We start from the raw sequence: 19,737 nt of genomic DNA on the forward strand, positions 1-19,737 counted from the left end.
GCAAAACGTCACTTCGCATATGCGAAATCGCAGATGAGCCATGCATTCCTGTCACTGGTAAACAGGTCAGCTATGCTTACCTTTCAACTCGTGGAGGACACGTCTTCCAGAGAAACAAGGAGAAACATCATGGCTCATTCGAATGCACGTCGCGGCTTCTTCCGCAGCGCCATGGATGCCATCGTCGAAGCTCGCACGCGCCAGGCAGACCGTTACGTCAACGGCGCTCTGCTGATGCTCGACGACGAGACCCTGCGTTCGCACGGTTACAATCCCGACGAGATCCGTCAGCGCGGTGGCCGCGCCGGCTACATGTTCTGATCGGTATCGACAAAGCATCCAGACGAAGGCCCCGCGAGGGGCCTTTTTCGTTTCCCGGTCCTCACCGCTTCAGCCAGAGCGTGACCCAGCCCTCGCGGGGGAGGGTTCGCACATGGCGGAAGGACTGGCCCACATAGGCGGCAAGCACGGCGTTGCGCTGCCGCTCCAGAATGCCCGAGAGCACCAGCGAGCCGTTGGGCGCGATGTGGCGCGCCATGTCGGGCGCGAGCTTCATGAGCGGACCGGCGAGGATGTTGGCGACGATGAGGTCGAAAGGTCTGCCGGCGGCAAAGACGGGGTGATGAAAGCCGGTCGCCGTCGCGGTCTCGACCAGATGGCCGACCCCATTGATGTGCGCGTTCTCGCGCGCCACGGCGACCGCGACCGCATCGATGTCGGTCGCCAGAACCGGAATGCGGGCAAGCTTGGCCAGGCCGATCGCCAGCACTGCGCTGCCGGTACCGAGATCCAGCGCGTTGCGCGGCTTCTCGCGCGTCACGACACGGTCGATCATGTCGAGGCAGCCTGAAGTCGTGCCGTGGTGGCCGGTGCCGAAGGCAAGGCCGGCTTCGATCTCGATTCCGATATCCGGGGTGCGCCTGCGGGCGCGGTCATGCGACCCATGCACCAGGAAACGACCGGCACGGACCGGCTTCAACCCCTCCAGCGAGCGGGCAACCCAATCGACGTCGCCCAGGACCTCGCGTTCCAGGTCCACCCTCTCGTCCGCCTCTGCAGCGAGCGCTCGCATGCGCTCTTCTGTCGCCTCGACGTTGTCGTCGACATAAATCGACACTTCGTGAATGCGCTCTTCCTCGTCGGTGGCGAAAATTGCGATCGGGAAGCCGTCATCCTCGAACGCGACCTCCATCAACGCATAAAGCCGTTCGGCCACCGTCTTCTCGGCGGCGAAGTGGATGCGGGTCTGGCTCAATTCGGTCTCAGCTTCCTGCCAGGCGGCGCAGCTTGGCCATGGCGTTGTCGGGATTCTCGCCATAGGCGATGGTGCCGGCAAAGTCACCGGTGCTGTCGATCATCAGGATCGAGGCCGTGTGATCGATAGTGTAGTCGCCGTTTTCGAGATCCACCTTGCGCACATAGATGCCGAAGGAGCGCGCCATCTGCGCGACATCCTCGGCTTCGCCCGTGATGCCGGTCACCTTGTCGGTGACATTCGCGATGTAGCGGCCGAGGACCTCGGGGCTGTCGCGCTCGGGATCAACCGAGACGAAGTAGGCACGGATATTCTCCCCTTCGGGCCCGAGTTCGTTCAGCCATCCATCCAGCTCGAACAAGGTCGTGGGGCAGACATCGGGGCAGTAGGTGAAGCCGAAGAAGACGGCCGACGGGTGCCCGCGGAAGGCGGCCTCAGTGATCTCGTCGCCATTGTGGTCGACGAGCACGAAAGGCTCGCCGAAGGTCCGGCTCATATGCTGGCCGCGGTACCAGTCGAAGGTGATCCATCCGACGGCCGCCGTCATGACGACCAGAATGCCGACGAGGATGATGCGCATCATGGGTGAATGTGTCCGCTTGCTGCCAGGAATAGGAGTGGCGTCAGAAGCACCAGCCGAGGCCCGATTGCCCCAACGAGGCGAGAATCTCCGGTGCGTGCCCGATCCAGCCTGCGAAGGCGGCACCGGTTCCGGCGGCCATCAGCATGGCCGCGCCTGAAAGGCCCAGATATTTCCCTGCCGTCATGGCCGGCTCCTTTGCACCCGATATAAACCCGAAAGACCCTGGGAGAAAGGGCGCCAGATTGACGCTGGCGTGATCCATCTTGCGGGAAAGGGCACTGCCGCGTAAGCCTCCGCGCATGAAGACGCCCGTTTCCCGCAGCGACGAACCGCGCATCCATTCGACCGCGAGGTTGAGCGGGTGCCGACTCGGCCGTCACGTGGAGATCGGCGAAAGGGTGAACCTGCACGAGGTCTCGGTGGGCGACTATTCCTATATCGAGCGTCATGCCGAGGCCATGTATGCCGAGATCGGGAAGTTCTGCTCCATTGCCGCCGCGACCCGCATCAATGCGGTGGAGCATCCGATGGAACGGATCACCACCCACAAGATCAGCTACCGTCCCAACGAATATTTCCTCCATGCTCCACTCGATCACGCGTTCCGGGAGCGCCGGCGCGCCCGGCGCGTGACCATCGGGCACGACGTCTGGATCGGACATGGCGCCGTGATCCTGCCGGGCGTGGCCATCGGCAACGGCGCCGTGATCGGGGCCAGTTCGGTGGTAAGCCGCGACGTCGAGGCCTATACGATCGTCGCTGGCACTCCCGCGCGCATCTTGAGGCGGCGCTTTCCGGCGGAACTCGCTGCCGACCTGGCAGCGCTCGCCTGGTGGGACTGGCCGGGGAAGCGGCTAGAGGCCGCGGTCCTGGACATGAGCCGTCTCACGGCGGCTGAATTCGTGGCCAAATGGAAGGGAACGGACTGATGTGCATGATGTGCGGCACGCCCGGAGCGCACCGCTATTCGCTCGCCACCCGGCCCGAGCACAGGCTGGTCGGACGCCACTGGGAAGGCAGTTTCGCGGCAGCTGCCGCTGGTGCGTTGCATCCGCTGATCGAGGACATCAAGGCGCTGTCGGCACGGCACGAGCGGTTCTGGCGCAGCCCCATCGTCGGCCTGTCCTGGAACGACCGTGAAGACGGTTTCCGCTATTTCGCAGGCTTCGCGCTCGAAGGCGAGGATTGCCCCGAGGGCTGCAGCGCGCTCTATCTGCCGGAGATGGAACTTGCCGATGTCTGGCATGGGCCGGGCGATGGTGACGTCATCGAGAACTACCGGGCAATGCTGGAGTGGATGGGCGACAGCCAGTTGCGCCACGACACGCTGCACTTCCACCAGCGCGAGGAATACTCTCCCGACGTGGACCTCTCGGCGCCGCCCAGCCTCCGCCTGATGCTGCCCGTGAGACGGTGAGGAAAGTGGTCCAGCCGGGCCAGATTTTTGGTGCAGCCCCGTTTTCGGGTGGTCCGGTGCGCCAGAACCGGTAACAGCCCTCGCATGAGCGGACTGAACCTCGCCCCCTTCTTTTCCGGTTTCGGGCTCGGCCTTTCGCTGATCGCGGCGATCGGCGCGCAGAACGCCTTCATCCTGCGCCAGGGGCTGATGCGGGCTCATGTCTTCGTGCTGTGCGCGATATGCGCGCTCGCCGATGCGGTGCTGATCGTGGCCGGCGTTGCGGGGCTCGGATCGCTGGTCGCGCAATCGCCCGTGCTCATCGTCGCTGTCACGGTGGGCGGCGCGGCGTTCCTGCTCGGTTATGCGGCGCTCGCCTTCCGTCGAGCGCTCGCGCCAGGCACCCTGCAAGCGGCGCGACAGGGCGAGCGCGATCTCGGGCGGGCGGTGCTGGCCTGTCTCGCCTTCACCTTCCTCAACCCGCATGTCTATCTGGATACGGTGGTGCTTCTGGGCGGCCTGTCGGCCGGCTTTGAAGGGACGGCCCGGATCGCCTTCGGGTCGGGAGCCGTTACGGCTTCCTTCGTCTGGTTCTTCACCTTGGGATACGGCGCAAGGCTGCTCGCGCCGTTCTTTGCCAGACCATCATCGTGGCGCGTGCTCGACACGGCCATCGGCGCGATCATGGTGCTGATCGCGCTCGGGCTGCTTGCGCGCCTATTTTGAGCGCGCGGCCGCCTTCACGTTGCGCAATCGCGGCGTGCACAAGAGGGCTGCGGTGATGGCTGCAGGACCGATGGCGCGGTACTGGCCTGCGAGAGTGGATTGAGGCGGGCGCTTGGCCTGCTTCTTGGCGGTGGTCGGCTGCATCTTCTGGTCCCCTGGACGCGGTTTCATGATGCTTCGCAATTGGCGGCGGTTTGGGTCCAAATCGTGGCCGGGCCGCCTTGCCGGCTATCGATTGGATAAAATCCCACAAACGCGCTTAACGGCTGATTAACGAAAAGCTCCAGCCGGCCTGATTTGCGGGATCTTGCTGTGCTCTGTTTGGCCAACGACATTCGGCTTGACCTCGTTCCTTCACGGCGCGATAAAGCCCGTCATGAAAACGGCATGCACGATCATCTGCATCTGCATTATCGGCTAGCGCCACAGCTGGTCCGGACGTTTTCGCCTTTTGCCCAACGAGGAAAAACCGCCCGGCCAGCAGGCCAGGAAAGGTTTTTGCATGGGCGAGGGCTCGAAGGGTTTGCGGCTTTACAACACGCTGACGCGCACGAAGGAGGATTTCGTCCCCCTCGATGCCAAGAACGTGCGCATGTATGTGTGCGGTCCCACCGTCTATGACTTCGCCCATATCGGCAATGCGCGGCCCGTCATCGTCTTCGACGTGCTCTACCGGCTGCTGCGCCATCTCTACGGCGAAGACCATGTCACTTATGTGCGCAACATCACCGATGTCGACGACAAGATAAACGACCGCGCGCTGCGTGATTTCGGGTCCGAGATCGCGGCTGGAACCATGTCGCTCAACGAGGCGATCGGCCGGGTGACGCAGACGACCGCCGACCAGTTTCATGCCGACGTGGCCGCACTCGGTTGCCTTGAGCCCACATTCGAACCGCGCGCCACCCAGCACATCGACGGCATGATCGCCATGGCGCAGACGCTGCTCGACAAGGGCCATGCCTATGTCGCTTCCGGGAACGAGGGCAGGGAGGTGCTGTTCGACGTCTCGACCATGCCCGATTACGGCAAGCTGTCGAACCGGAAGCTGGAAGACCAGCAGGCCGGCGCGCGCGTCGAGGTGGCCTCGCACAAGAAGAACCCCGGCGATTTCGTGCTGTGGAAAGAGAGCAGCAAGGACCAGCCCGGCTGGCCGGCGCATTTCCACTTCGAGGGCAAGGCCCACGACATATTCGGCCGGCCCGGCTGGCACATCGAATGCTCGGTCATGAGCCGGCATCATCTGGGCGAAGTGTTCGACATCCATGGCGGCGGGCTGGATCTCATCTTCCCCCACCACGAAAACGAGATCGCCCAATCCTGCTGCGCCCACGGCACCGACGCGATGGCCCGCTACTGGCTCCACAACGGCTATCTGCAGGTGGAGGGGCGCAAGATGTCGAAGAGCGAGGGGAATTTCGTCACGATCGATGACCTCTTGCACACGGAGAAATTCGGCGGGCGCAAATGGCCGGGCGAGGTGCTCAGGCTGGCGATGCTGATGACGCATTACCGGCAGCCAATTGATTTCAAACAGTCCACGTTGGTCGAGGCGCAAGCGCTTTTGGCGAAATTTCGTAAAACGCTGGCAAAGTTCAGTGATCTCTCAGCCATCCCGCCCTTCTCGGTGATCCAAAGCTTGTTGGATGATCTCAATACCCCCGGGGTTGTCTCGGTGCTAAGCCACCTTGATGCTCGGGCCAGTGGCGTCGTTGACGATCCCTCCGCATCCGAATGGACCGAAGCTCAAGTCCTTGAGCACCAACGGGAGTATGCGGGGCTGTTATGGGCGAGCCTCGATCTACTTGGGCTGGCTCCAAAAGTTGACGTCGAAGGCGATAAGCTGACGGAAAATCTTCGGTTCCAGATCGGTGGGAGTATAGAAGATCGCCTCTCTTTCCTCCGCGACAAGAACTTCGCCGAGGCCGACCGCATCCGCGACGAGCTGGCGGCGCAGGGAATCCAGCTCATGGACTACAAGGACCCCGAGACCGGGGAGCGGAAGACGAAATGGGAGGTGAAGAGATGAGCCTCGCCAACATCCCCACCTATTCCGGCGGGTGCCAGTGCGGCGCGGTGCGGTTTCATATCGAGGGCGCGATGGGCCAGCCGTCGATCTGCCATTGCCGCATGTGCCAGAAGGCGTTCGGCGCCTTCTACGCGCCGCTGGTCAATATCCGCTCGGCCAGGCTCGCCTGGACACGCGGCGCGCCCAAGCGGTTCCAGTCCTCCAATCACGTCAGCCGCGGTTTCTGCGAAGGATGCGGCACGCCGCTGACCTACGAGGCGCCGGGCTGCGTGGCGATTTCCATCGGCGCCTTCGACCAGCCGGAGGAACTTGCGCCCGCGGTGCAATGGGGGATCGAGGAAAAGCTGCCCTATGTGGACCGGCTGCACGAATTGCCCGGCCACGCCACCATGGACGACACGCAGGATGCGCCGTTCCTGCACGACCTCGTTTCCTACCAGCACCCTGACCACGACACCGAAACATGGCCGCCAGAGCGGAAGTGACATGAGCAAAGAACGCATCTACCTGTTCGACACCACGCTGCGCGACGGCGCGCAGACGCCGGGCATCGACTTTTCGGTGGAAGACAAAATCGCGATCGCGCGCATGCTGGATGAATTCGGCATCGACTATGTCGAGGGCGGCTACCCCGGCGCCAACCCGACCGACACCGAGTTCTTCAGCAAGAAACGCACGAAAAATTCCGCCTTCGTCGCCTTCGGCATGACCAAGCGGGCAGGGGTCTCGGCCTCCAACGACCCGGGCCTGGCCGGTCTCCTGCAGTCGCGGTCCGACGCGATCTGTTTCGTGGCCAAGAGCTGGGACTACCATGTGCGCCTCGCGCTCGGCTGCACCAACGAGGAAAACCTGGACGCGATCTCGGCGTCGGTCGAGGCGACCCTTGCCGCTGGCAAGGAGGCAATGGTCGATTGCGAGCATTTCTTCGACGGCTACAAGGCCAATCCGACCTATGCACTGGCCTGCGCCAAGGCCGCACATGAGGCGGGCGCGCGCTGGGTGGTGCTGTGCGACACGAATGGCGGCACGCAGCCCGACGAGGTGCGCGAGATCGTGCGCGCGGTCATTGCTTCCGGTATCCCCGGCGCGCGGCTCGGCATCCACGCCCATGACGATACCGGCCAGGCGGTAGCCAACTCGCTGGCGGCGGTGGATGCCGGGGTGCGACAGATCCAGGGCACGCTGAACGGCATCGGCGAGCGCTGCGGCAACGCCAATCTCGTCTCCATCATCCCGACGCTGATGCTGAAGCCTGCCTTCGCGCACCGGTTCCAGCTGTCACTCGGAAAGGAAGCGCTGTCCGGCATAACCCGGCTGAGCCGCGCCTTCGACGAGCTCATCAATCGCGCACCCGATCACCAGGCGCCCTATGTCGGGGCGTCGGCCTTCGCCACCAAGGCCGGCATCCATGCCTCCGCGCTGATCAAGGAGCCGCAGACCTACGAGCACGTGCCGCCCGAAATCGTCGGCAATCAGCGCAAGCTCATGGTGTCCGACCAGGGCGGCAAGTCGAACTTCGTCGCTGAACTGAAGCGCCGCGGCATCGCGGTGGACAAGGCAGATCCGCGCCTCGACACGCTGATCTCGATGGTCAAGGAGCGCGAGGCACAGGGCTATGCCTATGAGGGGGCCGATGCGAGTTTCGACCTCCTGGCGCGGCGCACGCTCGGCCGGGTGCCCGAATTCTTCAAGGTCGAGAGTTTCCGCTGCATGGTGGAGCGCCGCTTCGATGCGATGGGTGCGCTCAAGACCGTCTCGGAGGCGATCGTGAAGGTTACCGTCGACGGCGAGGAAAGAATGTCTGTCGCCGAGGGCCATGGTCCGATAAACGCGCTCGACATCGCGCTGCGCAAGGATCTGGGCAAGTTCCAGGCCGAGATCGAGGACCTCGAACTGGTCGACTACAAGGTGCGTATCCTCAATGGAGGCACCGAGGCGATCACGCGGGTGCTGATAGAATCCGAGGATTCGTCGGGCGAACGCTGGTGGACGGTGGGCGTCTCAGACAACATCATAGACGCGTCCTTCCAGGCGCTGATGGATTCGATCGTCTACAAGCTGGTGAAGAACCGCGACACGACCGCGGTGGCAGCAGAATAGATCTATAAAGCGGATTGATCCGACACATCAGACATACTTGATGGCGATGCCCGGCCCGTCTGTGCATCAGGTTCGAGATGACCGCCGGCAGAGCCGCAGGCAAGAACAACATGGCTATCAAGCAGATGACGAATGCGGAAACAGGCGGCGCCACGGAGACCGGCGACACGCTGGCGGGCTTCATGTTCGCCCTGTCGGCCTATGGGCTGTGGGGGCTGATGCCGCTCTACATGAAGCTGGTCGCGCATATCCCCGCGGCGGAGGTGGTCGCCCACCGGGCGCTCTGGTCGGTGCCGGTTGCCGGAATCGTGCTGCTTGCCCTGCGGCGTACGGCAGACATCACGGCGGCACTGCGGTCGCCGCGCACGATTGCGATGGCCGCGCTGACGGCAGCGCTGATCTCCGTCAACTGGGGCATCTATGTCTGGGCGATCGCCGTCGACCGTGCTGTCGAGACCGCGCTCGGCTACTACATCAACCCGCTGGTCGCAATCCTCATGGGCGCGGTCCTTCTGGGCGAGAAGCTGAGCCGCGCCCAGATCGTCTCCGTGCTCCTGGCCTGCGCCGCCGTGGTCGTGCTGACGGTGGATGCCGGCGGGCTTCCCTGGGTGTCTCTGGCCCTGGCCTTTTCCTTCGCCTGCTATGGCTTCCTGCGCAAGACGCTGCCGATCGGGCCAAGCCAGGGCTTCTTCCTCGAGGTGATCATCCTGTCCGTCCCGGCCTTGGGCTTTGCGACGTGGCTGGCAATGACCGGCCAGACCCACTTTCGCATGGACGAGCCGATGGACATGCTTCTGCTCATCCTGTGCGGTCCGGTCACTGCCGTGCCGCTGATCCTCTTTGCCTTCGGGGCCAAACTCCTGCGCTATTCCTCGATCGGCATCATGCAGTATGTGGCGCCGACCATGATCGCCATCATCGCCGTCTTCGTCTTCCAGGAGCCGTTCGGTCCCGGCCGGATCACGGCTTTCGCGCTGATCTGGATGGCGCTTGCGATCTTCACCTGGTCGATGCTGAAGCAGAGCCGTGAGGCCGCCGCGGCAAAGGCGCCCGCGGCTCACTGATGCAGCCCACTCAGTCCTCCGTGCGGCCTTCGCTTTCGCGATCGCGCTCGTAGCAGCGCTCGACAGGAAAACGCGGCAGCCAGGCTTCACGCCGGACGGTCCAGCTCTCATAACTCGGCTTGAACTGATCCGGCATGTCGAGGGAGCCGAGATGGATCTCGATTTCGGCACCCAATCTGGCGAAGACCGATGAACCGCATCGCGGGCAGAAATGTCGACCTTCATAATCGCGCGTGTCGCCCCTTATCGTGACGGCATCCTGCGGAAAGATTGCCGAGGCGTAGAAGAGGGCGCCGTGATGCTTACGGCAGTCGAGGCAGTGACAGATCCCGACCCGGTAGGGCCGGCCCGATGCAACGAAACGGACATCGCCGCAGAGGCAGCCGCCAGTGGAACTGTCCACGTCCTTCTCCTTCCGTCGCTTCAGGCAACCATGCACGAAATGACATGACGGTCTCGCTTCGGCGATGGCGCCAGCTACAGCCGGTCGATGACCCCGGGGTCGCCGCTTTCCGGCGTTTCTGCCGCGAATGCCTCGAGCAAGGCGGGCACGATTTCGTCGGCCTCGTCTACCACCATCGGGCGGATGCGCTGCAGGGAGTGAAGGAAGCCTTCCTCCTTCATGTGATCGATCAGCGCGAGCACCGGGTCCCAGAACCCGCCAATATTCGCGAAAACGATGGGCTTGGAGTGTCGACCGAGCTGGGCCCAGGTCATGATCTCGACGATCTCCTCCAGCGTCCCGATGCCGCCCGGCAGTGCCACGAAGGCGTCGGACTCCTCGAACATGAGGTGCTTTCTGGCATGCATATCCTCGGTCACGACCAGTTCGAGGTTCGCCACCTGCACAGGGCCAGACGTCTCCTTGCCGATCAGGAAACGCGGGATGATCCCCAGGATAGTCCCGCCGGCATCGGAGGTTCCCCGCGCAACGGCGCCCATGACGCCGTTGGTGCCGCCGCCATAGACGAGGCGCATTCCGCTGCCGGCCAGGTCACGGCCCAGATCGCGGCCAGCCTGGAGATAGGTTTCGCCGCGCCCGTCGGAAGAACCGCAATAGACGCAGATGGATCGAATCGAGCTCATGGCTGCATTGGTCTTCGCCAAAACGGTGGCGGTCAAGCAGTAGCCGCCCTTTTTCTTGTGGCAGTGCGAAAAACACGCTATGGCCCGACGATCCGGCTAAGGAACGAGAATCGTCATGGCTTATTGGCTCAAGGTACTGCTCTTCGGCGGCGGCGTCGCAGTTGCCGGCGTCGGCACAGCCTATCTGAGCGGGGCACTCGACCCCTGGTTCGAAACGACCGAGCAGCCGGTGGTCGCCTCGTTGCCGGAGGGTGAGACCCGTGCCGAGCCTGCCGCGTTACAGGTCGAGGACGGTGACGAGATCGACGCCGAGGGTGCCGATATCGAGGACACCGCCGCCGCAACCGTCGGCGAGGATCTGGTCGTACCGGAATTCGACCTCGTCCGGGTCGAGCCGGACGGCTCCATGGTCATTGCCGGGCGCGCAGAGCCCGATGCCACCGTCGAGGTGCTGACGGGCAGTCGGGTGCTGGCTACCGTAGGGGCCGGGGCGGGCGGCGACTTCGCGGCCGTTCTGGACGAGCCGCTCCCACCCGGCGACTATCAGATCGTTCTGCGCTCGACGTCCGAAGCAAATGTCGTGTCATCCGTCGAAACGGCGATCGTCTCCGTGCCCGAGACGGCGGATGGACAGGTGCTCGCACTGGTCGAGGAGCCCGGCAGTCCTTCGCGGCTGATCATGGTCCCGGAGGCGACCGAGGCGCCGATTCTGGATGAAGACATCGATCTCGCGGACGCTTCGCAGGATCGTCCCGAGGGTGAAGCGGCCGCACAGGCAGCCGCCGAGGAACCCCAACCCGACGTTTCGGTTGCGGAGCTCGACCTTGCTGAATCCGCGCCCGAGCCGCAGCAGCCAGTGGAGGCCGAGGTCACCGAGATGGAGCCCGACGCCGAATTGGCTGAGGAGGCCGTTGCCGGTGCCGAGGAAACCGAAGAGGACGTAGCGGAATCGGCTTCAGCCGAAGAAGAAGTCGCCGGCGTCTCTGCGTCGGCAGGCGACGCGACGTCTCCGGTTGTCACAGACGAGCCTTCCCAGGATGCTGTCGCCGATGGTGACGAGGCTGGGGTCGGGCAGGATGAGCCGGTCGAAACCGCCCAGGTGGAAGAACCCGCCCAGCCCGCAGACACGACCGATGGCACGGAGCTGACCGAGACGGAGCTGGATATTGCCGCGCTTCCGCTGGAAGAATCCGATGAACCCGCAACGTCGTCATCGGCTCCGGTTACGGACATTTTTGTCGAGGCTGTCGAGATCGATGGCGAAACGGTCTTTGTCGCCGGGCATGCCGAGCCTGGGCGTTTCGTGCGCGTCTATGCCAACGAGATATTGCTGGGGGAGACGCGTGCATCGGAGGGTGGTCGTTTTCTCATCGAAGCACGGGTTGACCTGCCGATAGGCGACTACATCATTCGAGCCGATCTTCTCGGCAGCGACGGCAGTGTGATTGCCCGCGCTGCTGTTCCTTTCGAGCGGGAACCGGGTGAGTCGATTGCCGCCGTGGCGCCTCGGGCACCGGCTACCCAGCCCGAACCGGCCGGGCAGGGCGATGCATCGGCCGGCGTGGAAATGGAAGCGGGTGCGGACGAGCGCGCTGCCGAAACGGCAGCGGCGCCGGCGGAAGAGCGACAGGAAACCGCAGCCGCAGCGCCGGAGGCAGGCGAACTCTCGGACGAAGGCCAGGCGGCCGCCGCTGGCGCCACGACGGAAGACCAGCCGGCTGCAGCGATGGCGCCTTCCGAAGGCGAGCCGGCTGTCGAATCTGGTGATCAGGCGGCCGCCGCAGACGAGGCCGAGGAGACCGTTCCCAGCCCGGCGGCGTCACAGCAGCCTGAGCTTTCTGCCGCTGAGACCTCCGACGCGCATGCCGAAGAACAGGTGGCGGCGCCCGCGGGTACGCCAGACACATCGGGCGCTCCCGGGGAGCAGATGGCGGCAGCCGAGCCGGGCGCTGATGCGACCCTCTCGCCAGCGTTGGAGCGCGTGGACGGCGCGGTCATCATCCGCCGGGGCGACAATCTGTGGCGGATTTCGCGCCGCGTCTATGGCCAGGGCGTACGCTTCTCGACCATCTATCTCGCCAACCAGGACCAGATCCGGAACCCGGATCTCATCTGGCCCGGTCAGGTCTTCACGGTTCCAGCCGAGACGGCGCAAGGCGAGGCGGCCGATCTTGAGGCGCTGGGCGAACAGGCAGTCGATCCCTCGCAGGTGCCGGGCGAAATCATTCGCTGATCCTGCCCGATGTGACCGAAAGACCGCTTGCCCATTCATCGTTCATCGTATATCGCCGATGAACGATGAATGATCTTCAATCAGCTCACTCCGCTCAGGCGGATTCCGTCCGTCGCGGCATCGCCGGGCAGCTCGGCGCGCTGGCGCACCCGGCGCGCATCCATATTCTCCAGCATCTGTCGGGCTGCGACGCCTGCTGTTGCAAGGATGTGGTGGAAAGGCTCGATCTCGCGCAATCGACCGTCTCCCAGCATCTCAAAGTGCTTGTCGACGCCAGGCTGGTGCGGATGACTTCCGAAGGCCAGCGCTCTCGCTACGAGGTCGACCGTGAGGCGCTGGCCAAGCTTTCGCATTCGGTGGGCGGCCTGCTGAATGCCTGCTGCGCCGGCACGGCAGAGAAAAATCAAGGTTCTGAAACTTGAGCGATACCACGAAAGTCTCCGCCGAATCGGGCTCGGTTTTCCAGACGCTCGTTCACTTGTGGCCCTATATGTGGCCCGATGACCGTCCCGACCTGAAGAGCCGCGTCTTATGGGCCTCCGTCTTTCTGGTCATTGCCAAGCTCATACTGGTGCTGGTGCCCTATTTCTTCAAATGGGCAACCGAAGCGCTGACCGGGGAATTCGAGCCGATAGACTGGGTACCTGCTGTGCTGCTGGCGCCCGTCATGCTGGTAATCGCCTACAATGTGGTGCGGGTGGTCCAACTCGGCTTCAACCAGCTGCGCGATGCGCTGTTTGCGCGCGTCGGCCAGCATGCCGTGAGGCAACTGGCCTTCAAGACCTTCAAGCATATGCACGAACTGTCCCTGCGCTTCCATCTGGAGCGGCGGACCGGCGGGCTGTCACGCATCATCGAGCGCGGGGTGAAGGGGATCGAGGCGATCGTGCGCTTCACGATCCTCAATACGGTCCCGACCATCCTGGAATTTGCGCTGGTCGCGGTGATCTTCGCGATCACCTATGGCTGGATCTACGTGACGATCATCGCGGCGACGCTGTGGCTCTACACATGGTTCACGGTCAAGGCGAGCGACTGGCGGATCGCGATTCGCCGGCAGATGAACGACAGCGATACCGAAGCCAACACCAAGGCGATCGACTCGCTGCTCAACTACGAAACCGTCAAATATTTCAACAATGAGGAGATGGAGGCGGAGCGCTTCGACCGTTCGATGGAACGTTACGAGGCGGCCGCCACCAAGACCTGGACGTCGCTCGGCTGGCTCAATTTCGGGCAGGGCCTGATCTTCGGCGTGGGCATGGCGGCGGTGATGGGGCTTTCGGCCTGGGAAGTCACGCGCGGCACGCAGACGATCGGCGATTTCGTGTTCATCAACGCCATGCTCATGCAGCTTTCGGTGCCGCTGAATTTTATCGGCTTCATCTATCGCGAGATCCGTCAGGGCATCACTGATATCGAGAACATGTTCGAGCTCCTGAACGTGCCGGCGGAGGTGCGCGACCGGGCCGGCGCCGCGCCGCTTGTGGTCCGGGAGGGCATGGTACGCTTCGACAATGTTCAGTTTTCCTACGATCCGAACCGGCGCATCCTCAAGGGCATCAGCTTCGAGGTGCCGGCCGGCAAGACAGTCGCCATCGTCGGGCCCTCGGGGGCGGGCAAGTCGACCATCTCGCGGCTGCTCTTCCGGTTCTACGAACCGCAATCGGGCACGATCTCCATCGACGGTCAGAACATTGCCGACATTACCCAGAAATCGCTGCGCGAGGTGATCGGCATGGTTCCGCAGGATACGGTTCTGTTCAACGACACGATTGCCTACAATGTCCGCTATGGCCGGTTTTCGGCCAGCCAGGAGGACATCGACAAGGCCGCCGAGATGGCCCAGATCGCCGGCTTCATCAAGCGGCTGCCCGAGGGCTACCGCACCATGGTGGGCGAACGCGGCCTCAAACTGTCCGGCGGCGAAAAACAACGCGTGGCCATTGCCCGCACCATATTGAAGGCGCCGCCGATCCTCATCCTGGACGAGGCGACCTCGGCGCTCGATACGCAGACCGAACAGGAAATCCAGTCGGCGCTCGACACGGTCAGCCGTGGTCGCACGACCATCGTCATCGCCCACCGCCTCTCGACCGTCGTCAGTGCCGACGAGATCATTGTCCTGAAGGATGGCGAGATCGCCGAGCGGGGACGCCATGGGGAACTGTTGGAAAAGGCAGGCCTCTATGCGGCGATGTGGGACCGCCAGCGCGAGGCCACCGAGGCGGAGGAGCGATTGCGCAAGGCCCGCGAGGACGACGAGATGGGCGTCGTCGTTCGCCGTCGCCCCGCGGAGATCTGAGCCGACGGCGGCAGGTTTCGTTGCGGGGCATTCCCGTTTGGTCTAAGCAGGCGCGGCAACAACGTCGAGGGCATTTCGCGTCATGAGTCTGGTCGACACGATCAAGAACACCTTCGTTCCCATCAACCGGGAGGGCTGGCCGTTCATCGCGGGCTTCGCCGGGGTGACGCTCATCTTCGCGCTGTTTTCGACGACGCTGTTCTGGATCGGCCTCATCCTGACGGCCTGGTGCACCTACTTCTTCCGTGACCCGGAGCGTGTGACACCGGTCGACGACCGGCTGGTCATCAGTCCTGCCGACGGCATCGTCAGTTCGGTCGGGCCCGCCATACCCCCGCGGGAACTCGATCTCGGCGCCGCCGAAATGACGCGCATTTCCGTCTTCATGAATGTCTTCTCGGTGCATGTGAACCGTGCGCCGGTGCGCGGCCGCATTACCCGGATCGAATATCGGGCCGGCAAGTTCCTCAACGCCGAAATGGACAAGGCGAGCATCGAGAACGAGCGCAACGGGGTGGTGATCGAGAGCCCCCATGGCGCCGTCGGCGTGGTCCAGGTGGCGGGGCTCGTTGCCCGACGTATCGTGTGCTGGGTCGAACAAGGCAACGACCTGTCCGTGGGCGATCGTTTCGGCATCATCCGCTTCGGATCGCGGCTGGACGTGTACCTGCCGACGGCCGTCGTGCCGCGTGTCGCCGTCGGCCAGACGGCGATCGCGGGAGAAACCATCATTGCTGAATTCGGCGAGGCTTCGGCTCTGCCGCTGGTCAGGATCAGCTGAGTGCCACGCGGCCCCGATGACAGCCGCATGAAACGGCGGCGCAGGTTGCCGGCCATCCCGTTCAAGCTGTTCGTCCCCAACCTCATTACCGTCCTTGCAATCTGCGCGGGTCTGTCCGGGGTAAGGATGGCGCTGGAAGGGCGCATCGACATCGCCGTGATGCTGGTGCTGGTGGCTGCGCTCCTCGATGCCGTCGACGGCAAGGTGGCGCGTCTTCTCAAAGCAACTTCGCCCTTTGGCGCGCAGATGGATTCGCTGGCCGACATCGTCAATTTCGGGGTCGCACCGGCGCTGGTATTGTATGTGTTCGTGCTCGAAATGGCCGGGGCAATCGGCTGGACGGCCGCCCTCATCTACGCCATCGCCTGTGGCCTTCGTCTGGCACGCTTCAACATCATGCTGGACGACCCTGATCGACCGGTGTGGAAGAATGACTATTTCGTGGGCGTGCCCGCTCCGGCCGGCGCGATCCTCGTCATGCTGCCGATCTATCTGGGGCTGCTGGGCCTTGAGGTCGATACCGGGTTCGCGCTGGTGGCGGGCGTCTATGTCGTCTTTGTCGGCGTGCTCATGATCAGCCAACTGCCCGTTTATTCCGGCAAGGCAAGCGGGCCACGGGTGCGCCGCGACCTTGTTATGCCGCTGATGCTGCTCATCGTCGCCTATGTGGCATTGCTGGCGAGCTTCACCTGGTTCACTCTGACCTTATCCGTCCTGGCGTTTCTGGTCTTTCTCCCGTTCAGCTACAGGGCATATCGTCGGCGCGAGAAGCAGAGCCTCCCGCCGTTGCCGAAAGAAGGCTGACTAAGCGTCAGGCTGCCTTGGTGCGGGAGCGGCCGACCGATGCGGCGACGATTTCGCGCGCCCGCGCCTCGTCGGGAAGGCCGTCCTTGCCCAGAGGGAGGGCCGGTATCGTGATGATCTCGGAGGGTAGGAGGCTGTCTTCGAGGCCTAGCGAGCGTGCGAGCTTTCTCAGCGTTGCCTTGTCGGCATCGATCTGCGTGGTCAGAAGAACAATCCGTTCGCCCTTGCGCCGGTCTTCTGCCGCCACGGCCAGATGATGGGATTGCGGCCACGCGCGCGCGGCCACGGCTTCGACCGGCGAAAGCGGTCGTTGGTTGCCATCCAGGGTCGCGAAACGGTCCGCACGGCCGAGCCAGTGGATGAAACCTTCGCGGTCCAGGCTCACGAGAGTACCGGTATCGACCCAGCCCTGCGGCGAAGCTTCCGGACGGTCGGGATCATTCGCGTAGATGCCCTCAGGCAGGGCCATGCCGGATGGTGAGACCTGTAGTTGTCCCCCGCGCTCGATGCCCGGGATATGCAGCAATCTGTGTCGCAGCGAAGGCAGGACGCGGCCAAGCGTGCCGGCTCGCCGGTGGCTCGCGCTGGAAAGGGTTACGAGCCCTGTTTCGCCAGCAGGGGCGAAGGCCTCAAGGATTTCTATTCCGGGCTGGAGAGGCGGAAGAGCTACATAGGCGTGAGACTTGCCGTTTCGGCACGCGATGACGCGCAGATGGGTCGCATCATTTTGTCCTGCGGCGACAACCGTTTGCGCCTGATCGACCGGGACGAGCACGATCACGGTCCCGTCGAGATTGAGGATGGTGGGATCGACATCCCCGCTGTCCTGAATCCTGAACGGCGTTCCGCTCGCCAAAGGCAGGAGCATGCCGACCGTCAGGCCAACCGTATGCGTTGGGGGAAGAGTGCTGACGAAAGCGCGCGCGTCGCGCAGCCTCAGCCGTGCGGCCGCCTGAGCCACCGAGGCCAGCAGACGGCGATGCGAAAGCGGCAGCAAATCTCCGCCGCCATCGTTTGCCGGCAGCAAGACGGCCGGGACATCGGGCGAGGGGTGCGCCACGGGCCGATGGCGCATCAGGCCCGCAACGAGGCGATGGCCCGCGCCCGCAGCGTCCAGGATGTCCTCCAGATATTGGATGCGGGCGCCTGCCGACGCCATGGCCGCGAGCATTAGCTGGCTGGTTTCGTCGGTAAGCTGGCGACTCGTCAGGACCTTTCGAATGGGGGCCTGCTGGATTGTTCTCGAAAGAACCTCCGGCCCGACGGTGTTGTCGAGCAGGACCGCCCCAACGCCTGCCGACTGGGTTGCCAGGAAAGCCGGGACGAGGCGAGTTGACCCGGGCAGGTACAAGCCAACCAGATCGCCTTCCTGCGTTTTGCGGGCGATTCGGTCGGCAATGAGCCGCGCTTCGCGCAATATCTCGCCGAAGGTGAAGACCTGGCCCGGTCCCGCCAAGTGGATTACGTGTTCATTGCCAAACCTCCTTCCAGCGCGCGCCACGGCCATGAAGCTGGTGCCGAGATGCTCCTTGTCGCAGATTCGGGTCTGTGCGACGCGATCGAACAACGCGTTGGATGCAGTGATCATGGTCTCGCCTGGCCGCTGGCGGAGTTCCGCTATCGTGGCGGGTGAAACAACGCTCAGAGCAAGCCCGGGCCGGGGCCAAGCACGGATGGGAGCACGCCGGGAACGGTCGGAGACAGCGCCGCCGGGCGCGCCCAAACGTATCGGCACGATGGCGGCATCCGCCTTGAGGGCGATGCGGCCGACAGCCCTGAACAGCCTGAAGGCGCGGGTGTCGGGCTCGGCGTCGTCGGGGAGGTAGACGGCGATGGAACCGTTGCCGCGCAGCAGCCGCACAAGCCGCCGGCTCACGAAGACATGGGTTGCATTGAACGGAATGGTGCGCGCCAGATCGCGATACGGCTCCATCCACCAAGACTTGGCCGTGTCGTGATCCAAGATATGGAGTGTATCCGCAGGCAGCAGCGACAGCATAACCGCGGGGTCGAGCCGGGACCGGTGGGAGACGACATAGATCGTTCCGCGGCCCTTGGCCAAAGGCAGAGGGCCGTCGTTCCGGATGATGAAGACGGCCTTCACGGGAGCGTAAAGCAGGGCCTGACGGAAGGAAATTCGCAACCTGAAAGCCAGGTACCCGGCCGCCACCGCCCAAAGGCACGCCACTCCAGCCAGGCAAGAAAGGGCCCAAACCATTTCGACCTCCGGCAGCCTTCCGCCTCGGCTCTTGCCGACCGCACCCCCTCAGCGTAGCGGATGAGACGCCGAGGTCAACGCGTTTCCGATCCGGACCACGCTGCTCTCACCAAACGGGTTGGAGGTTGCGGGGTTCCGGGCAATTGTGCCTCGTGGCGCGGGAGAAGAACCGATGGAGCCTGGGCCTTTCCCTGCGTGAGCCTTGCAAAGCGCGAGATATCCTGTATATCCGCGCCAATCTGCCGGTCTCGTCTGGGGGCTGAACGGAAGGCCGTGGGTTTTCCCATGTCGAGGACAATGAGGTCCTCAGCTTCCCGTGTCTCCGCTCTCGACCGTCTCGAATGCGCCTTTCTTTCCACCATCGGTGGAAAAGAGAAGTCGCGGAGGCTTAGCCGTCGAGTCCGGCCAGAGGAACAGAAAGGCAAGACACCAAATGTCACTTTACGAGCACGTGTTCCTTGCCAGGCAGGATCTGTCGCAGCAGCAGGTCGATGCCCTTGTCGAACATTACAAGGGTATCATCGAAGCTGGCGGCGGTTCGCTGGGCAGGGTCGAGAACTGGGGCCTCAAGTCCCTGGCTTTCCGGGTCAAGAAGAACCGTAAGGCTTATTATACGCTGATGGACATCGATGCGCCCTCTGCGGCAGTGGCCGAGATGGAACGTCAGATGGGTCTGTCGGAAGATATCCTTCGCTTCATGACCATCAAGGTCGAAGCGCACGAGGAAGGTCCTTCCGCGATGATGCAGAAGCGCGACGATCGTGGTGATCGCGGTCCGCGTGGCGATCGCGGTCCTCGCGGCGACAGGGATCGTGGCGATCGTGATCGTGGTGATCGCGGCGATCGGGGGCCGCGCCCGCCGCGCGAAGGCCAGTCCCAGGGTGAAGGAGCAAGCGCATAATGGTCGACATCAATCAGATCCCCACGCGCCGGCCCTTCCATCGCCGCCGCAAGACCTGCCCGTTCTCGGGCGCCAATGCCCCGAAGATCGACTACAAGGACGTACGTCTTCTGCAGCGCTATATTTCGGAGCGCGGAAAGATCGTGCCGTCGCGCATCACTGCCGTCAGCCAGAAGAAGCAGCGCGAGCTCGCCAAGGCGATCAAGCGCGCGCGTTTCCTGGGCCTTCTGCCCTACGTGGTGAAGTGATCTTGCTG

22 protein-coding genes are annotated in these 19,737 nt (G+C 63.7%); 15 read left to right on the forward strand and 7 right to left on the reverse strand.

Annotated features, from left to right (window positions below):
• The first annotated feature begins 129 nt into the window (after window positions 1-129).
• The gene (locus tag GRZ55_RS19935; RefSeq protein WP_169288717.1) at window positions 130-321 is read left to right on the forward strand and encodes a hypothetical protein; all 192 of its coding nucleotides are present in this window, start codon (window positions 130-132) and stop codon (window positions 319-321) included.
• Between the two features lie 61 nt (window positions 322-382).
• Here GRZ55_RS19935 and GRZ55_RS19940 read toward each other — a convergent pair whose 3' ends face one another.
• The 3 genes from GRZ55_RS19940 to GRZ55_RS19950 are packed head-to-tail and all read right to left on the reverse strand — an operon-like array spanning window position 383 to window position 2,022.
• On the reverse strand, window positions 383-1,255 hold the full coding sequence (locus GRZ55_RS19940; protein WP_169288718.1) for a 50S ribosomal protein L11 methyltransferase: 873 nt from the start codon (window positions 1,253-1,255) through the stop codon (window positions 383-385).
• 7 nt (window positions 1,256-1,262) lie between these two features.
• Window positions 1,263-1,838: an SCO family protein gene (locus tag GRZ55_RS19945; RefSeq protein ID WP_169288719.1), complete on the reverse strand. Its 576-nt coding sequence runs from the start codon at window positions 1,836-1,838 to the stop codon at window positions 1,263-1,265.
• A 40-nt stretch (window positions 1,839-1,878) separates the two neighbouring features.
• On the reverse strand, window positions 1,879-2,022 hold the full coding sequence (locus tag GRZ55_RS19950; protein WP_169288720.1) for a hypothetical protein: 144 nt from the start codon (window positions 2,020-2,022) through the stop codon (window positions 1,879-1,881).
• 115 nt (window positions 2,023-2,137) lie between these two features.
• Here GRZ55_RS19950 and GRZ55_RS19955 point away from each other — a divergent pair, with 115 nt between their 5' ends.
• The 3 genes from GRZ55_RS19955 to GRZ55_RS19965 all read left to right on the forward strand — a co-directional run bounded on the left by GRZ55_RS19955 (window position 2,138) and on the right by GRZ55_RS19965 (window position 3,960).
• Window positions 2,138-2,767, forward strand: coding sequence for an antibiotic acetyltransferase (locus GRZ55_RS19955; protein WP_169288721.1), 630 nt, complete (start codon window positions 2,138-2,140; stop codon window positions 2,765-2,767).
• Window positions 2,767-3,255, forward strand: coding sequence for a GyrI-like domain-containing protein (locus tag GRZ55_RS19960; protein ID WP_169288722.1), 489 nt, complete (start codon window positions 2,767-2,769; stop codon window positions 3,253-3,255). The genes GRZ55_RS19955 and GRZ55_RS19960 overlap by 1 nt, the downstream gene beginning before the upstream one ends.
• Window positions 3,256-3,339: 84 nt before the next feature.
• On the forward strand, window positions 3,340-3,960 hold the full coding sequence (locus tag GRZ55_RS19965; RefSeq protein ID WP_169288723.1) for a LysE/ArgO family amino acid transporter: 621 nt from the start codon (window positions 3,340-3,342) through the stop codon (window positions 3,958-3,960).
• On the opposite strand, the gene GRZ55_RS19970 is transcribed toward GRZ55_RS19965, so the two are convergent.
• Entirely contained in the window at window positions 3,952-4,104 is a 153-nt protein-coding gene (locus tag GRZ55_RS19970) for a transcriptional regulator (RefSeq protein ID WP_169288724.1), read from the reverse strand. The two genes, GRZ55_RS19965 and GRZ55_RS19970, sit on opposite strands and share 9 nt — an antisense overlap.
• Before the next feature lie 358 nt (window positions 4,105-4,462).
• Here GRZ55_RS19970 and cysS point away from each other — a divergent pair, with 358 nt between their 5' ends.
• The 4 genes from cysS to rarD all read left to right on the forward strand — a co-directional run bounded on the left by cysS (window position 4,463) and on the right by rarD (window position 9,153).
• Window positions 4,463-5,989 (forward strand): cysteine--tRNA ligase, encoded by a 1,527-nt coding sequence (cysS, locus tag GRZ55_RS19975; protein WP_169288725.1) that lies wholly within the window; start codon window positions 4,463-4,465, stop codon window positions 5,987-5,989.
• The gene (locus GRZ55_RS19980; RefSeq protein ID WP_169288726.1) at window positions 5,986-6,474 is read left to right on the forward strand and encodes a GFA family protein; all 489 of its coding nucleotides are present in this window, start codon (window positions 5,986-5,988) and stop codon (window positions 6,472-6,474) included. The genes cysS and GRZ55_RS19980 overlap by 4 nt, the downstream gene beginning before the upstream one ends.
• Window position 6,475: 1 nt before the next feature.
• The gene (cimA, locus tag GRZ55_RS19985) at window positions 6,476-8,089 is read left to right on the forward strand and encodes a citramalate synthase (RefSeq protein WP_169288727.1); all 1,614 of its coding nucleotides are present in this window, start codon (window positions 6,476-6,478) and stop codon (window positions 8,087-8,089) included.
• A gap of 125 nt (window positions 8,090-8,214) precedes the next feature.
• Complete coding sequence (rarD, locus tag GRZ55_RS19990; protein ID WP_246734899.1) at window positions 8,215-9,153, forward strand: EamA family transporter RarD; 939 nt, start codon at window positions 8,215-8,217, stop codon at window positions 9,151-9,153.
• Between the two features lie 10 nt (window positions 9,154-9,163).
• Here rarD and GRZ55_RS19995 read toward each other — a convergent pair whose 3' ends face one another.
• Together GRZ55_RS19995 and GRZ55_RS20000 are read right to left on the reverse strand one after the other, a co-directional pair.
• Entirely contained in the window at window positions 9,164-9,556 is a 393-nt protein-coding gene (locus tag GRZ55_RS19995) for a GFA family protein (RefSeq protein WP_169288729.1), read from the reverse strand.
• 74 nt (window positions 9,557-9,630) lie between these two features.
• Window positions 9,631-10,239 carry a TIGR00730 family Rossman fold protein gene (locus tag GRZ55_RS20000; protein WP_169288730.1) on the reverse strand — a complete coding sequence of 203 codons (609 nt, stop codon included), beginning with the start codon at window positions 10,237-10,239 and terminating at the stop codon, window positions 9,631-9,633.
• A gap of 115 nt (window positions 10,240-10,354) precedes the next feature.
• Here GRZ55_RS20000 and GRZ55_RS23500 point away from each other — a divergent pair, with 115 nt between their 5' ends.
• The 5 genes from GRZ55_RS23500 to pssA all read left to right on the forward strand — a co-directional run bounded on the left by GRZ55_RS23500 (window position 10,355) and on the right by pssA (window position 16,362).
• Window positions 10,355-12,472: a LysM peptidoglycan-binding domain-containing protein gene (locus GRZ55_RS23500; protein WP_246734896.1), complete on the forward strand. Its 2,118-nt coding sequence runs from the start codon at window positions 10,355-10,357 to the stop codon at window positions 12,470-12,472.
• Between the two features lie 65 nt (window positions 12,473-12,537).
• The gene (locus GRZ55_RS20010; RefSeq protein WP_169288731.1) at window positions 12,538-12,894 is read left to right on the forward strand and encodes a helix-turn-helix transcriptional regulator; all 357 of its coding nucleotides are present in this window, start codon (window positions 12,538-12,540) and stop codon (window positions 12,892-12,894) included.
• Entirely contained in the window at window positions 12,891-14,777 is a 1,887-nt protein-coding gene (locus tag GRZ55_RS20015) for an ABC transporter ATP-binding protein/permease (protein WP_306785618.1), read from the forward strand. The genes GRZ55_RS20010 and GRZ55_RS20015 overlap by 4 nt, the downstream gene beginning before the upstream one ends.
• Before the next feature lie 82 nt (window positions 14,778-14,859).
• Window positions 14,860-15,558 carry a phosphatidylserine decarboxylase gene (locus GRZ55_RS20020; protein WP_169288732.1) on the forward strand — a complete coding sequence of 233 codons (699 nt, stop codon included), beginning with the start codon at window positions 14,860-14,862 and terminating at the stop codon, window positions 15,556-15,558.
• A 27-nt stretch (window positions 15,559-15,585) separates the two neighbouring features.
• Complete coding sequence (gene pssA / locus GRZ55_RS20025) at window positions 15,586-16,362, forward strand: CDP-diacylglycerol--serine O-phosphatidyltransferase (protein WP_169288759.1); 777 nt, start codon at window positions 15,586-15,588, stop codon at window positions 16,360-16,362.
• 7 nt (window positions 16,363-16,369) lie between these two features.
• Here pssA and GRZ55_RS20030 read toward each other — a convergent pair whose 3' ends face one another.
• On the reverse strand, window positions 16,370-18,580 hold the full coding sequence (locus tag GRZ55_RS20030) for an AMP-binding protein (RefSeq protein ID WP_368856651.1): 2,211 nt from the start codon (window positions 18,578-18,580) through the stop codon (window positions 16,370-16,372).
• A 433-nt stretch (window positions 18,581-19,013) separates the two neighbouring features.
• Here GRZ55_RS20030 and rpsF point away from each other — a divergent pair, with 433 nt between their 5' ends.
• Entirely contained in the window at window positions 19,014-19,481 is a 468-nt protein-coding gene (gene rpsF / locus GRZ55_RS20035; RefSeq protein ID WP_169288734.1) for a 30S ribosomal protein S6, read from the forward strand.
• Window positions 19,481-19,729 carry a 30S ribosomal protein S18 gene (rpsR, locus tag GRZ55_RS20040; RefSeq protein ID WP_019170551.1) on the forward strand — a complete coding sequence of 83 codons (249 nt, stop codon included), beginning with the start codon at window positions 19,481-19,483 and terminating at the stop codon, window positions 19,727-19,729. Before rpsF ends, rpsR begins: the two co-directional genes overlap by 1 nt.
• Window positions 19,730-19,737: the final 8 nt, after the last annotated feature.

Source organism: Chelativorans sp. ZYF759 (genome assembly GCF_012911015.1).
GTDB lineage: Bacteria > Pseudomonadota > Alphaproteobacteria > Rhizobiales > Rhizobiaceae > ZYF759.